Below are 13416 nucleotides of genomic sequence, written 5' to 3' on the forward strand. Positions count from 1 at the left end.
GGCTCTCGCGGACCTCGGGATGATCACACGCATCGAGATCGACGGATTCAAGTCGCTGCGCGCGTTCTCGCTCGATCTCGAGCCGCTCACCGCGATCGTCGGGCCGAACGGGGCAGGAAAGTCGAATCTGTTCGACGCGCTCGCGTTGCTCGCGAAGGTCGCGGAGACGAACCTCGTCACCGCGTTCAAGGGTGGACGCGGGCGTATTCGGGATCAGTTCGCGCGCACGCCCGAAGGGGTCGAGCGTTCGATGCGCTTCGCGGCCGAGGTCTTGCTCCTGCCCGGGTCGTCGCGGCACGAGCTCGTGCTGTCGCGCGTGCGTTACGAGGTCGAGATCGAGCGGACGCTGGAGCGCGGCGGGCTCGACGGCCTCGTGATCACGCGCGAGCGGCTCTTGCCGATCAAGCGCGGCGCCGACGCGTGGATCGATCAGCACCCGCATTGGGGGCCGCTCGCGAGGTACGGGACGCCGGAGATGCGCGTCGAGCTCGAAGGCGCCCCGGGGCCGGAGCGGATCGTGCGGATCGAGCCGGGCGACGGAGGGCCGTCGTTATCGGTGGATATCGGTCGGGATCGGAGCCTGTTATCGCTGCCGTATGCGCTCGTGACGCCGCTCGTGGAGGCGACGAGCCGCGAGCTCCGGGCCTTTCGGCTCTTGCACGTCGAGCCGCACCGGCTCACGCAGCCGAGCGATCGTGCGGCCGGGACGTCGCTCACGGAGGACGGATCGAACCTGCCGACCGTGCTCGCCGCGCTCGGGCCCGAGGCGCGCGCCGCGATTCGAAAGGACATGGAGACGCTCCTGCCCGGGTTTCGCGGCTTCGAGGTGACGCCGTTCGAGGACGAGCTCCGGCTGGAGGCTGATTTCATGGATATGAAGCGGCTTCCGGCGCGGTTGCTCTCGGACGGCATGCTCCGGCTGCTCGCGCTCTTCACGCTGTTGCGATCCGCGCGGCGCGGCGCGATCGTGGCCATCGAGGAGCCCGAGAACGGCGTGTATCCCGGGAGGCTCCGCGCGCTCGTGGATTCGCTGCTCTCCGCGACGTCGCCGGCGCTCGGGGAGACGACGGTCGTGCCGCAGGTGCTCCTGTCCACGCATTCGACGGCCATCATCGCGGCGCTGCGCGGGCTGCCCAGGGCGATCGTGTTCGCGGATCTCGTGCGCGGGCGCGACGGGATGCGCTCGACGCGGATGCGGCACGTGGTCTCGGAGGGCGAGAGCGAGAGCGGCGCGGTCCCGAGCGTCTCCTCGGGGGAGATGATGCGGCTGCTCGAATCCTCCCGACCCTGGGACGATTGAGCTATCCTGGCGTCGCGACGACACGAGCGCGCGGAGGTGAGGGATCAGGATGGGCGAGCCGGCGTTTTTCAGCTCGGGTTCGGTGGATCGAGTTCCGACCGAGTTCCGCTACTGGGACAACATGAAGGACGCGGGCACGCAGAAGCGTCGCAAGCGGCTCGCGAGGCTCGTCGGCTTCGACCCCGTGTTGCCCGACGAGCTCGTGCGGACGTTCGCGCACTGCTATTACGACGCGGACCCCGTGGCCGAAGCCTTCGTCGAGGAGGTCTACCTCGCGCAAGGGCAGGGGGCCGGGCGCAAGCTCGTGGATCGGGCCCTCGAATCGGGCGTGGCGTCGATCCTGGACGCGCCGGCGTCGCTGCGGGCGCTCTTCGCCGAGGTGGAGACGCCGCCTTCGTGGCTCGATTGGGACAAGGTCGAGCACGGCGCGCGGGTGTGGCGGCGCTACGGGACGCACATGTTCAGCTTCGCGGGCGCGGTCACGCTCGACGGGTACCAGGAAAGCTCGGTCGCGAAGCCGCTCGCGTTCACCGGCGCGTATACCGGGGAATCGGCGCATCGGCGGTTTCTGGAGACGGCCGCGTTCTGGATCGACATCTCGGAGCCGGGGGCGTTGCGGCCGGGCGGGCTCGGGAGGAAGACGGCGCTGCGCGTCCGGCTGATGCACGTGTTCGTGCGAAAGCGGCTCCTGCGTCATCCGGGGTGGGACCTCGACGCCTGGGGCGTGCCGATCAGCCAAGGGGACGCATTGATCACGCTGATGGCCGGCAGCGTGGGCGCGCTCGCGCTGAAGAAGCTCGGGTATCGCACGAGCCGCGAGGAGATCGAGGCGCTCATGCACTTCTGGCGGTACGTGGGCCATTTGATGGGCGTGCAGCCCCGATGGTATCCGACGACGTACGAGGAGGGCGTGCGCCTCCTGTTCACCGCGCTCAACAAGGGCGCGAAGACGGCCGGGGAGGACGGCGTGGACCTGGCGCGCTCGTACGTGGAGTCGTACGCGCCGCGCGAGGGCGATCCGCCGCTCGTGGCCCTGCGCAAGCGGCTCGAATATCACCTCGAGCTCGGGTACACGAAGTATTTCCTGTCCCCGCAGTCGTTCCGCAAGTTCGGATTGCCGGACCCGGGGATCTGGAAGTTTCACCCGATCGCGCAGTTCCCGATCGTCTTCGCGCTGGAGACCGTGCGCAAGCACGTGGACGTGGTCGATACGTGGGCGGACACGTTCGCGCGGTGGCGCACGCGGCAATGGCTCGATACGCACCTCGGCAAGCGGCGCGCGGAGTACAAGGCAGTCGAGTCGTTCACGCGTTGAGGCGGCCGGGGCGGCGGCGCCCCGCCTGCCCGAGGGCGTGCCCGAGCGCGGCGCTCAGCGTGGCGAACGTGGAGAGCTTCGCCACGTCGATTCCCAGCGAGACGATGATCGAGGCCACGCGGGGCGAAATGCCCGAGACGAGGCAATGGCTGCCGAGGAGCGTGACGGCGCGGACCATACGCATGAGGTGTTCCAGCGTGGCCGCGTCGACGTCTTCGAGGCCCGTCAGATCGAGGACGGTGACGTGGACGCGGCTGCGGTTGATCTCGGCGAGGAGCGCGTCCGTCATGGCCGAGGCGCGCGATTCGTCGACGGCCCCGAGCACGGGCATCGCGAGGACGCCGTCCCATACATGGAGGAGCGGGCTCTTGAGCTGCTTCAAGGTCCGCTCGTTGCGTTCGAGCGCGAGGGATTGCTCGATGCGATCGGTGGTGTCGAAGATGTAGCCGAAGTAATGGGTGATCTGGCCGGTCGCCCGGTCGCGCCGGATGACGGTGTAATCGGCGATCCAGATCGTCCGGCCGTCGCGGCGCTTCAAGCGGTAGGGCTCGTGGGCGAACCATTCGGCGCCGCTCGCGCTGTACGTGCTGACCTCCTCGCCCACGCGCGCGAGGTCCTCCGGATAAATGAGGTCGGAGTATTTCAGCTTGTCCAGGAGGTAATCCTCGGTCGGGTGCCCCGTCAATTCGATGACGTTCGGGGAGACGTACTCGACGGGCCAGCCCTCCGTGGCGCGCCAGCGAAAGACGACGACGGGGCCCACGGAGAAGAGGAGGCGCTCCTCCAGGCGTGTGCTCAGGGCGCCGATGGCGCGATTGAGGTTCCGTTCGAGGTCGCCGAGCGGGCCGTCGTCGATATCCTCGATGAAGTCGGGCAGCTCCTCGTTCGCCAGGCGTGCCAGGGTCGTGGAGATTCGACGCAGTCTCTCGGCTTGATCCATGGGGTGTCCTTCGGCTTCGAGCACCCCCCGAAGCTTGTCCCCCCGAATGAAAACCCGTCCCAGTGTAGCCGAGCCGCACTTCGCTCGACAAGCGATTTACGTTGAACACCAACGTTTCGAATTCGGATGATGATGGAATTCGAAGCTGGCGGTGAGGCGCAATGGGAATTCGGCGCTGTGCGCTTTTCTACCGGCTGCCGCGACGGAGATTCTTGTGGGCGAGGGCGTGGCCGAGCGCGGCGCTCAGCGTGGCGAAGGTGTGTAGTTTCGTAACGTCGAGGCCGAGCGATACGATGGCCGAGGCGACGCGGGTCGATATGCCCGAGACGAGGCACCGGCTCCCGAGGAGCTCGGCCGCGCGGACCATTCGCACGATGTGCTCGAGCGTCGGCGCGTCCACGTCGTCGAGACCCGTCAAATCGATGACGCTGACCTTGATTCCGCCGTGTGTGATCGCCTGGAGCAAGGTATCGGTCATGTGCGCGGCGCGGGCCTCGTCGAGGGCGCCGACGACGGGCATCGCGAGGACGCCGTCCCATACCTGGAGGACGGGGCTCGCGAGCTTGCGGAGGGCCAGCTCATTTTGCTGGAGCCGGATGGATTGCTCGATGTGCGCGGTGCTGTCGAAGATGTAGCCGAAATAATGGGTGACCTCCCGCGTCCACGGGTCGCGGTGGATGACCGCGTGGTCGGAGACCCAGATCGTGCGGCCGTCGCGCCGCCGTATGCGATAGGGCGATTGGGTGAACCATTCGGCGCGGCTCGCCTCGAAGGTCCGGAGCTCCTCGGTGATGCGCGGGACGTCCTCGGGGAGGATGAGGTCGGAGAAGGTCCGCGTGAAGGAGAGGAATTCCTCGGCGGGATAACCGGTCAGATCGAGGACGTTTGGCGAGACGTACTCGACGGGCCAGCTCGGCTCGGCGCGCCAGCGAAAGACGACGACGGGGCCGACGCGGAAGAGGAGGCGCTCTTCGAGGCGGACGACGAGGCTCGTGATGGTGCGATTGACTTCGCGTTCGATGTCGCCGAGCGGGCCGTCGTCGATGGTGTCAATGAGCGCGGGGACCTCTTCGTCCACGAGGCGCGCGAGCGTCTCGGCGATGCGGCGCATGCGGGCGGCGTGATCCATTGCGGCGGACCTCAGGCGAGCTTCGATTCGAGCATGCCGACGAGCATCGACGCGTGGCTCCGGAGCGGAGCCGGCAGGGCGCCCTGCGCATCGCAGTGGGCGAGCAGCTCTTCGGCAGTCTCGCGGCCGACGCTCGCTTCGGCGGAGACGGGTTCGAGCGCGCGTGTGATCGTGATCAGGGAGCGGAGCGTCGCGGCGTCGTCCCGGCCGTTGCGCAGAAATGGAATGGGGCGCGAGGGCCGCGCGCAGGTCTCGCGCACGAATCGTTCGAGCCAGCGGGCCGTCGCGAGCATCTTGGGCCAGTCGAGCTTTTCGGGGGTGTCGGTCGGCGTGTGGTAATGGCGGGAGCGGCCCGAGGTGAGGAAGAGGAAGGGGACGCCGCGCTGCCAGAAGGCGAGGTAATCGGAGAGGGGCGGGATGATGTCCGCGTCGGCGCGGCGAATGCGCACGCCGGGCTCGCTCGTCGCGATGGAATCGACGTGCGCCGCGGTCCCCTCGCTGTGCTCGGCGCCGAGGGCGAAGAGGGACTCGCCGACCTCGGCGGGGACGCCCGCGGGGCCGAAGGTGTGGCCGACGAGGTCCATGGCGATCATCATGTCGATGCGGTCGAGCGGGACGGGGGGGTGTTTCGCGAAAAACACCGAGCCCATCGTGTTTTGCGTGAAATGCGGGGGCTCCTCGCCGTCGAAGGCGGCGAGGATGACGCCGCGGCCGGCGGGGCGCTTTTTGGCGAGGGCGCGGGCGACGTCGAGGAGGATGCCGACGGCGGCGGCGTTGTCGTCGGCGCCCCAGAAGACCTGGCCGCCGAGCTCGCCGAGGTGGTCGAAATGGGCGCCGACGAGCACGTAACGCTCGACGTCGCCGGGCAGGACCGCGACGACGTTGGCGCCGCGTAAGCCCGGGACGGGCTGCTCGTGCGGATCGAGGCCGGCCTTGCGCAGCGCGGATACGACGGCGGCGCGCGCGGCGTCCCCGCCCTTGGTGCCTGGTTTGCGACCGGCGCATGCCGGAGAACAGAGCTCTTCGACGAGCTTTCGCATCTCCGTGGTCATGGGGGGCACCTTATCATGGCGCGTGGACCGAGGTAAGATGCGCGCTCTCGCGTGACTCTGGACGAGGGACCGAGGTCCGAGCGTTGCTCGGCGCCGCGGCGAAGGCAGGGGACACGCGGGCCGGGAGAGACAGGGACGATGCGTTTTTCATGGGGCTATCCGATCGCAGTCGCAGCGGCATTCGTTGCATGCAAGGGGGGTGGGGAGACGCCCGCAGGGCCCACGCCGGCGGAGACGACGAGCGCGGCGGCGCCGAGCGTCGCCGAGGCGCCGGCGCCGCCGAAAGAAAAGCCGAAGGCGGTGGCGCGGGAGGGCAGCACGATCGCACGTTCGCCCATGGATGATGCGCTTTACGTGGCCGACGAGGATCGGGGCGTGGTGCACGTGATCGCGGCGCCGGTGGACGTGGAGAAACCGGCGCGGACCGTGAAGGTGCCCGGGCAGCCGGCCCAGGTGCTCGCGCTCGCGGATCGGGTGCTCGTGACGATCCGGAGTGAAGGGGCGATCGCGCCGGGCACGGAGCTTTCGCCCGAGGAGCGCACGGCGAGCGCGGCGCCGGCGCCCACGACGTCGGCGAGCGCGGCGCCGGCGGTCGCGAAAGCAAAGGGGCCGGAGAAATACGAGAAGCCGAAGACGGTGCCGTCGGCGACGGGTCCGGGGCTTTTGCTCGTGATGCGGCCGGATGCCGAAAAAGGGCTCGTGATCGCGTCGCGGATCGAATTGCCCGAGGACGCGTGGGGCGTGGCCGTGACGCCCGATGAATCGACGGCGATCGTGACGAGCGCGTGGACGCACAAGGTCTCGGGCGTGGACCTCGCGACGGGGAAGGTGCGTTTTACCGTGGATGTCGCGCGCGAGCCGCGCGCGGTGGTGGTGCATCCGAGCGGGAAAGCGGCGTACGTGACGCACCTCGTGGGCACGGAGCTCACGCGGATCGATGGGATCGACGGGGAAGCGGCGTCGGCGAAACGGATCAAGCTGCCGGCGTCGCCTTTGCGGACGCCGGTGGGGATGACGTCGAATGCGTCGCTCGCGTATTCGGCGGTGCTGTCGCCGGATGGGAAGAAGCTCTACGTGCCGCGGCACGCGCTCGGCGGGCTCGGGCCGCAGGTCTGGATGGGGGTGTCGGCGGTCGACGTGCTGCTCACGAAGGACGATACGCCGCTCGCGCCGACGCGCCTCGCCGGGCCGAAGATGACGGCGTCGGCAGCGACGGGAATGGTGGACGATCCCGAGACGGGCGGCGCGGGGCCACGTTCCATGCCAAACCCATTCGTGCAGCCGCGCGCGGTCGTCTACATGAAGAGCAGGGATACACTGCTCGTGGCCTCGGAGGGGACGGACGAGCTCGTGGAGCTTTACGCGGGGCCGATCGATCCGTCGCTGTTCATCGCGGGGAAGGTGGAGCTGCGGAAGGATCCGGATCCGAAATACAAGGTGGCGACCGGGTGCGGCGCGCCGAGCGGGATCGCGCTCGCCGCGAACGAGAGGACGGCGTACGTGTTCTGTCGGGCCACGCATTCGATGGAGGTCGTGTTCTTCGATTCGGGAAGGAATCAGTTGATGCGACTCGGGGAGGAGCCGCTGCCGGCGCAGGCGGCGCTCGGTCGGCAGCTTTATTACAACGGGACCGACGACGTGACGAGCGGCGGCATGGGCTGCGCGGGGTGCCATCCGGAGGGGAGAGACGATGGCCACGTCTGGCACGAGGCCGCGGCCGTCACGGAGTCGCCGAATTTTTTCGCCGGCGCGGCGAACATCCCCGGCTGGGCGGCGGAAAAAGGGGTGAACGGGGGTTTGGCGCGCCAAACACCGATGCTCGCGGGGCGCGTGGTGTACGAGGGTCCGTATGGATGGCACGCGGAGAGCCCCAATCTCACGCACCGGCTGACGAACGGGTTTTTGCTCCACCGGTGGGGCGCTTTGCCGTACGGGCATGAACGGAAGGAGCTGACCGAGCGAGCGATGGCGCTGCGGGCGTTCTTGCGGCTCGGGCTCGTGCCGCCGCCGCGGAAGGCGCGGGAGATGACGGACGAGGAGAAGAAGGGGCAGGAGGTGTTCCTGCGCGTGGAGACGAAATGCGCGGGCTGCCACGTGCCCGACATGGATTACAGCGATCGCGCGCCGTATCCGGTGTATTCGAAATTGCCGCCGCTGCAGGGATTCGACGAGGATCCGGAGCTCGGGTACAAGACGCCGTCGCTCCGGTTCGTCGGGGGGACGGCGCCGTATGCGCATGACGGGCGTTTCTCGACGCTGGAAGAGCTCATCGAGCGGAACGATGATCGCATGGGGAACACGAACCAGCTCACCAAGCCGGAGCGCGCGGCGCTCGTGGCGTTCCTGAGGACGTTATGAAGACGAAGAAGGGCACGATCGGGTTCGTGGCGCTTTCATTCGCAGGAGGCGCGCTGTTCGCGGGCTGGGCGAGCGCGCAAGATGCGCCGCCCACGCAGGAGGTGCCGCTCGGGAGCGTGGCGGCGCTGGAGGATGCGGGGACGGAGGATGCGGGCGACGGGGACGCGGAGCCGGGGCTCGCCGCGCCGCCGAAGCAGACACTGGCGATTTCGGCGGACAAGTCGCCACGGCCGAAGGACGCCGATTGGGACGTGCTGGGCAGGGAGGTGTCATTTTCGCCGGGGTCGGCGTCGAGTGGCTGTCAGATGCACAATATCCGCGAATGGGTGCGGATCCGGTGCACGGGGTCGGTCGGGCAGATCTCGATGCTGGGCGGCAATCACGAAGGGGTGTCGATCAAGCTCGATCCCGTGGGAGACAACGAGTTCGTCCCGTTCCCCGAGGGCGGCGAGATCGTGTTCCCGGTGCGGACCGGGGATCGCCGGGTGTTCGAATGGGTCGGCGTGGAGTTCGGCTACAAGGGGATGACGTCGGCGTCGACGTTCCTCATCCTCTCGGAGTCGTGGCTGCCCTGGGAAGAGGGGCCGTCGATTTACGCGCATTAGCCGATCAAAGGGAATCGACGAATCGAAGGAGCGCGGCCCGGCCGGGCGCGGGGAGCGCGCGGAATGCCTCGCGTGAGGCTTCGGCCTCGCCGCCGTGCCAGAGGATTGCTTCCTCGATGCTCCGGGCGCGCCCGTCGTGCAAGAGCCGCGTGTGCCCGGAAATGAGGTTCGTCATGCCGATGCCCCAGAGCGGGGACGTCCGGAAGTCGCGCCCGCCGGCCTCGTGATCGGGGCGATCGTCGGCGAGCCCCGGGCCCATGTCGTGAATCAAGAGATCGGTGTACGGGTAGATTCGCTGGCCTTCGACCTCGGGAAAACCCGCGAGGGGGCCGGTGACGAACGACGGCGTATGGCACGCGTCGCAACGTGCCTGCGAGAACAGGGTTTTTCCCAGGAGCACCTCGGGGTCGGCGGCGTCCGGGCGATGGGGCACGGCGACGAGGTGAGAAAAGACGACGATCGCGTCGAAGCGCGCCGGGTCGATGTCGAGCGTCGTGCCCGCGGCCGCGGCGCAGTCCACCTGAATGGGCGGGCAATTGTCGGCCGGGCGCAGAGGGGACGTGATGCCGATGTCTCCGAGGAAGGCGCCGGCGGTTTGTCGCGCGAGGTCCACCTCGTTTGCTTTCCACCCGAAGCGGCCGGGCAAAAGCGCTCCTTCGACGAATACATGGTTTCTGCGGCCGCGAATGCCGTCGCCATTGGCGTCGTCGGGATCGGCCAGGGCCTCGATGTCCTCGTCGCGGACGGCGGCGAGCAGGCCGAGCCCGATCATGGGCTGCGCCACGCGGGGTGAAAGGACGGTCCCCGCTGCGAGCGGGCCGAATGCGAGGTCGTGCGCGGTGTAGGACGGTTCCAGCAGCTCGTACGATGTGCCGTCCGCATACGAGCCGGTTTTCGAGGCGTGGTCGACGGAGAACCATCCTTCCGGCGTGACCCCGGGAATGGCCTTGTTCTGGATTTGATCGCCGTAGCGGGGATCGGGGAGGAACGTGGCGCCGTCGTCCGAAGGAATCGAGAGTCGCACGAGCATCGACGTCATCGGCTGGCCAGGAGGTGGCGGTGCGCCGCGGCCGCCGCGGAAATGGCAGCTCCGGCACGAGGTTCCGACGTAGGTCGGGCCCAGGCCGTCGCGGTCGACTTCGCCTCCGACCGTCCACGCGACGTCGAAGAGCGCGAGCCCGGCCTCGAAGGTCCCGAGGCGCGCGAGGGAAAGGTTTGCCGCGGGTCGGGAAAAACTCTTTTCGTCGCGCGTGTCGAGCGTCGTGTCGCCGCCGGGCCGCTCTTCGCCGGGCTCGAACATCGCCGGCGTGGCTCCGCCCGCGCCCGCCGCGCCAGAGCTCGAGGCGCTGCTCGACATGCCTCCTGCACCGCCGGCATTCGAAGACGAGCCGCCGGCTCCGCCGGTGCCCGGTTCGAGGATGGGATCGGAGCATGCGGCGAGGAAGAGCGCTCCCCATCGCGCCATTCGAAGCGTCACGGCCAGGGCACTCCGACGGGGAGATTCGATCGCTCGGGGCCTTCCGGTGGCAGCGGGAGCCCGAGCTGGCCGCTTGCATTCGAGCCCCACGCCTGGAGGCCGCCGGCGTCGTCCACGACGACCGCGCCGGTGAGACCCGCGGAGAGCGCGCGCACGGCGCCGACGAGGCACGGCGTAGGCTTGGTTCGCAAATTGGTGTCGCCCACGCCGAGGTGCGCGAGGCTATTTTGACCCCAGCCGAGGAGATCCCCGCTCGTGAGCACCGCGTAACTCGTATTTCCCCGCGCGCCGAGCGCGACCACGCGGTCGGGCAATACGAGGGGAACGGGCTGCGGTCTGGAAGCCAGAATGCCGGCCGAGCCATCCCCGATTTGTCCGCTCGAACCGAGCCCCCATGCATGGACGCCGCCGCCCGTGGTCAGCGCAAGGACGTGGTCCCGCCCGGCGGCCACGTCGACGATGTCGACGAGATTCGGCACGATGAGCGGCGTGGGGTGGGGGGAGACGTCCTCGTCGCCGATTCCGAGCTGGCCCTCGTCATTCGAGCCCCACGCGTGCACGAGGCCGTTCGCGTCGACGGCGAAGGACGCGTCGTCCGAGGCGGCGATGGCGACGATTTCGGCTGTGGTGGGCACCTCGACGATGCTGGGGTGGCTTTCGGTATCGCCCACGCCGAGCTGGCCGCGGCCATTGAGCCCCGCGGCAAAGACGCGGCCATCCGCGCGCAGGAACAAGGTATGTCCTCCGCCGGGCGCGAGGGCCGTGATGTCGTCGAGCCCCGCGACGGGCTCGAAGGACGGCTGCTCCGTGGTCGCCATGAAGACGTGCCCTTCGATGTCGAGCACGAAGAGCGCGCCTCCGCCTTCGGCCACGGAGACGATTTTCGCCGGCGTGTCCCGCTTGGCGGGCATCGGGTTGCCGCCGCCCCATTGCACGATCGCCCCGTAGCGTACGGCATACATCGTGTCGATGGACGCGGCCACGAGGCGTCCGCCATGGAGGTGCGTCTCCACGGCGGTCGTCGTTCCCGACGGCAAAACGAGCGTCACGACGAATGGATGGGCGCCCCGCGAAAGAGGGAGTCGTAGCCGTGCAGCGCCCATGGTCGCGGACGCGTCGAGGGATCGCTCGTCGAGGATCTCTTCGCCGCGCTGGAGCCGGACGGTCGCTCCTCCTTTCGGTACGGAATACGCGACGTCCACGTCCACGAAACGGCGATCGAATGCCATGCCGGGTGGGGGACTGACGAGCGTGAGCGTGGGGGCGGGCATTGGAGGGTTCGAGCCGCCTCCTTCCCCGGTCGAACTCGACGCGCCCCCGCCAGCGCCTTGGGCCATGCCGCCGGCGCCCCCCGAGCCTGCGGCCGTCGATTCCGATTCCGGCGGCCTTTCGTCCGAGCACGCGCCGAGCACGCACCCGGCGAGGACCAGAATGGCGAACGCGCGGAGCCTCATGGGAACGTCACGAGCCCCGGCGTTGGATAAGCCCAGTTGTTGAGCAGATTCGGCCGGCCGAGGCTGCCGTTCGTGCTCCATCCCCACGTGTAGACCGCGCCGTCCGGCGCCGTGCCGATCACGTGGGTCGCCCCGGGTTCGATTTCGAGCACCGCGGGGAGCGCGAGCGGCGCGTCGGGCGCGTTTCGATCGACGGTGTCGTCGCCGCCGATGCCGAGCTGCCCATTGAAGTTCTGACCCCAGCCGACCGCGCTGCCGTTTGCCCGGATGGCAAAGCTGAAGTTTCCGTCGGCGAAGACGGCCGCCGCGTCGGTCAATCCCACGACGGCCGCGGGGGCAAAGACATCCGCGTCGGCGCCGCTCATCCCATTGCCCACCTGACCGTTCTGGTTGAGGCCCCAGGCGAGGATCGTCCCGTCGGCGCGCAGCGCGAGCACGTGATCCCGCCCCGAGGCGAGGTGCACGATGTCGGCCAATCCCGGCACCTGGACGGGCGTCGGGTGAGGATCGGCATCCGCGGTCCCCAGGCCGAGGTTTCCATATTGGTTCCTCCCCCAGGCCCACACGGTGCCATCACGCCGCAGCGCCAGTGAATGCTTCGAACCGCCGACGACCTGGATGACGTCGTCGAGCCCCTCGACCACCACGGGCGAATGACGATCCTCGGTCGTGCCGTCGCCGAGTTGTCCCGAGGCATTGTCGCCGAAGGCGCGAACCGTCCCGTCTTCCAGCAAGACGAGCGTGTGATCGTAGCCGAACGTCGCCGCGAGGACACCGGAGAGGTTCGGGTTCTGCGTGGGGACCTCGCGTTTGTCCGTGTCGCTCATTCCCGGAGCGGCGAGGCCGAGCCGGCCGTCGGCGTTGTTTCCCCAGACGAACAGGGCGCCGTCCTTGCGGAGCGCCAGCGATTGATTCTGGCGGAAATCGAGGGCGGAGATCTCCTCGATCCCCGGCACGAGCACGGGTTCGAGGCGCGACGTCGTGTCGCCCACGCCGAGGCCGAGCTGACCGAGGTTGTTGCGGCCCCAGACGGCGACCTTCCCGGACACGAGCGCGCCCGTGTGAGAGCCTCCGGCGCCGGCCCTTCGCTCGAAGAGCACGTCGAGAGGCACCTCCGTTCGATGACCGGCGAGGTCCTCGGCGGCGACGACGAGCGCGTTGTTTCCGCGGGTCGGCAGCGCGTCGACGAATCCATCGAACTGGAGCGCGCCGTTGCTCACGGGCAGTGATGTCACCGGGGCGCCATTCAAGGCGAATTCGACTTTCGCTAGACCGCCGGAATCCTCGGCGTGTACGGAAACATGGAGGCGAGCCGTGCGGAGCAGCGCGCCGCTGCTGATTCCTCCAAGCGTCACGACGGGTGGCGTCAGGTCGGACGATGCGCCGCCTTCTCCGCCCTCGCCGGTGCCGCCCATTCCGCCGGTGCCGCCCATTCCGCCGGCGCCGCCCATTCCGCCGCCGCCCTCGCCGCCGGTGTTTCCCGCGCCTCCGCTGCCTCCGGCGCCCGATCCACCCACGCCGCCCTGGCCTCCGCTGCCGGAGGTCGTGGTGGACGCGCCCGTGTTGCCTCCGGCGGCGCTCGTTGCTTCGCCCTCGTCGGTGCAGCCCGCGCCAGCGCACAACACGAGAGCCGGGGCCAGCGCCCACGGCCCGAAGATCGTCCTTTTCATCGAACGTGCGTCCACTTTCTCCGAGATCGGCCGAACGGACTCTACCTCCTCTCCTGTAAATGACAATGAAAATCGCTTTCAGTTAGAAGAGCGAGCAGACCGGTGGGATGCGTTAC

The 13416-nt window shown here is 68.8% G+C and carries 10 protein-coding genes; 4 read left to right on the plus strand and 6 right to left on the minus strand.

The genetic code is table 11. The features are described from left to right. Positions 1-19: 19 nt before the first annotated feature. Positions 20-1300 (plus strand): AAA family ATPase, encoded by a 1281-nt coding sequence (locus QHF84_RS24310; protein WP_281315779.1) that lies wholly within the window; start codon positions 20-22, stop codon positions 1298-1300. 82 nt (positions 1301-1382) lie between these two features. Beyond that, positions 1383-2615, plus strand: coding sequence for an oxygenase MpaB family protein (locus tag QHF84_RS24315; RefSeq protein WP_281315780.1), 1233 nt, complete (start codon positions 1383-1385; stop codon positions 2613-2615). Here QHF84_RS24315 and QHF84_RS24320 read toward each other — a convergent pair. The 3 genes from QHF84_RS24320 to QHF84_RS24330 all read right to left on the minus strand — a co-directional run bounded on the left by QHF84_RS24320 (position 2605) and on the right by QHF84_RS24330 (position 5736). Next, on the minus strand, positions 2605-3555 hold the full coding sequence (locus tag QHF84_RS24320) for a PAS domain-containing protein (protein WP_281315781.1): 951 nt from the start codon (positions 3553-3555) through the stop codon (positions 2605-2607). The two genes, QHF84_RS24315 and QHF84_RS24320, sit on opposite strands and share 11 nt — an antisense overlap. A 187-nt stretch (positions 3556-3742) precedes the next feature. Continuing rightward, on the minus strand, positions 3743-4684 hold the full coding sequence (locus QHF84_RS24325; protein ID WP_281315782.1) for a PAS domain-containing protein: 942 nt from the start codon (positions 4682-4684) through the stop codon (positions 3743-3745). An 11-nt stretch (positions 4685-4695) separates the two neighbouring features. Beyond that, a complete protein-coding gene (locus QHF84_RS24330; protein ID WP_281315783.1) occupies positions 4696-5736 on the minus strand; it encodes a M28 family peptidase in 1041 nt (346 codons plus the stop codon). Between the two features lie 138 nt (positions 5737-5874). Here QHF84_RS24330 and QHF84_RS24335 point away from each other — a divergent pair, with 138 nt between their 5' ends. Then, a complete protein-coding gene (locus QHF84_RS24335; protein ID WP_281315784.1) occupies positions 5875-8094 on the plus strand; it encodes a hypothetical protein in 2220 nt (739 codons plus the stop codon). Further along, complete coding sequence (locus tag QHF84_RS24340) at positions 8091-8699, plus strand: hypothetical protein (RefSeq protein ID WP_281315785.1); 609 nt, start codon at positions 8091-8093, stop codon at positions 8697-8699. Before QHF84_RS24335 ends, QHF84_RS24340 begins: the two co-directional genes overlap by 4 nt. A gap of 4 nt (positions 8700-8703) precedes the next feature. Here the strand turns inward: QHF84_RS24340 and QHF84_RS24345 are convergent, their stop codons facing one another. The 3 genes from QHF84_RS24345 to QHF84_RS24355 are packed head-to-tail and all read right to left on the minus strand — an operon-like array spanning position 8704 to position 13300. Further along, positions 8704-10164: a di-heme oxidoredictase family protein gene (locus tag QHF84_RS24345; protein WP_281315786.1), complete on the minus strand. Its 1461-nt coding sequence runs from the start codon at positions 10162-10164 to the stop codon at positions 8704-8706. Between the two features lie 8 nt (positions 10165-10172). Next, positions 10173-11630, minus strand: a complete 1458-nt coding sequence (locus QHF84_RS24350) for a hypothetical protein (RefSeq protein WP_281315787.1) — start codon at positions 11628-11630, stop codon at positions 10173-10175. Continuing rightward, positions 11627-13300: a chromosome condensation regulator RCC1 gene (locus tag QHF84_RS24355; protein ID WP_281315788.1), complete on the minus strand. Its 1674-nt coding sequence runs from the start codon at positions 13298-13300 to the stop codon at positions 11627-11629. The genes QHF84_RS24350 and QHF84_RS24355 overlap by 4 nt, the downstream gene beginning before the upstream one ends. Between the last annotated feature and the right edge of the window lie 116 nt (positions 13301-13416).

It is taken from the genome of Polyangium sp. y55x31 (assembly GCF_029946505.1).
GTDB lineage: Bacteria > Myxococcota_A > Polyangia > Polyangiales > Polyangiaceae > Polyangium.

Coding starts and splice junctions, on each gene's coding strand:
- QHF84_RS24350 (WP_281315787.1), bottom strand. CDS start 11,630: ATGAGGCTCCGCGCGTTCGCCATTCTGGTCCTCGCCGGGTGCGTGCTC.
- QHF84_RS24330 (WP_281315783.1), bottom strand. CDS start 5,736: ATGACCACGGAGATGCGAAAGCTCGTCGAAGAGCTCTGTTCTCCGGCA.
- QHF84_RS24345 (WP_281315786.1), bottom strand. CDS start 10,164: ATGGCGCGATGGGGAGCGCTCTTCCTCGCCGCATGCTCCGATCCCATC.
- QHF84_RS24355 (WP_281315788.1), bottom strand. CDS start 13,300: ATGAAAAGGACGATCTTCGGGCCGTGGGCGCTGGCCCCGGCTCTCGTG.
- QHF84_RS24335 (WP_281315784.1), top strand. CDS start 5,875: ATGCGTTTTTCATGGGGCTATCCGATCGCAGTCGCAGCGGCATTCGTT.
- QHF84_RS24340 (WP_281315785.1), top strand. CDS start 8,091: ATGAAGACGAAGAAGGGCACGATCGGGTTCGTGGCGCTTTCATTCGCA.
- QHF84_RS24310 (WP_281315779.1), top strand. CDS start 20: ATGATCACACGCATCGAGATCGACGGATTCAAGTCGCTGCGCGCGTTC.
- QHF84_RS24320 (WP_281315781.1), bottom strand. CDS start 3,555: ATGGATCAAGCCGAGAGACTGCGTCGAATCTCCACGACCCTGGCACGC.
- QHF84_RS24325 (WP_281315782.1), bottom strand. CDS start 4,684: ATGGATCACGCCGCCCGCATGCGCCGCATCGCCGAGACGCTCGCGCGC.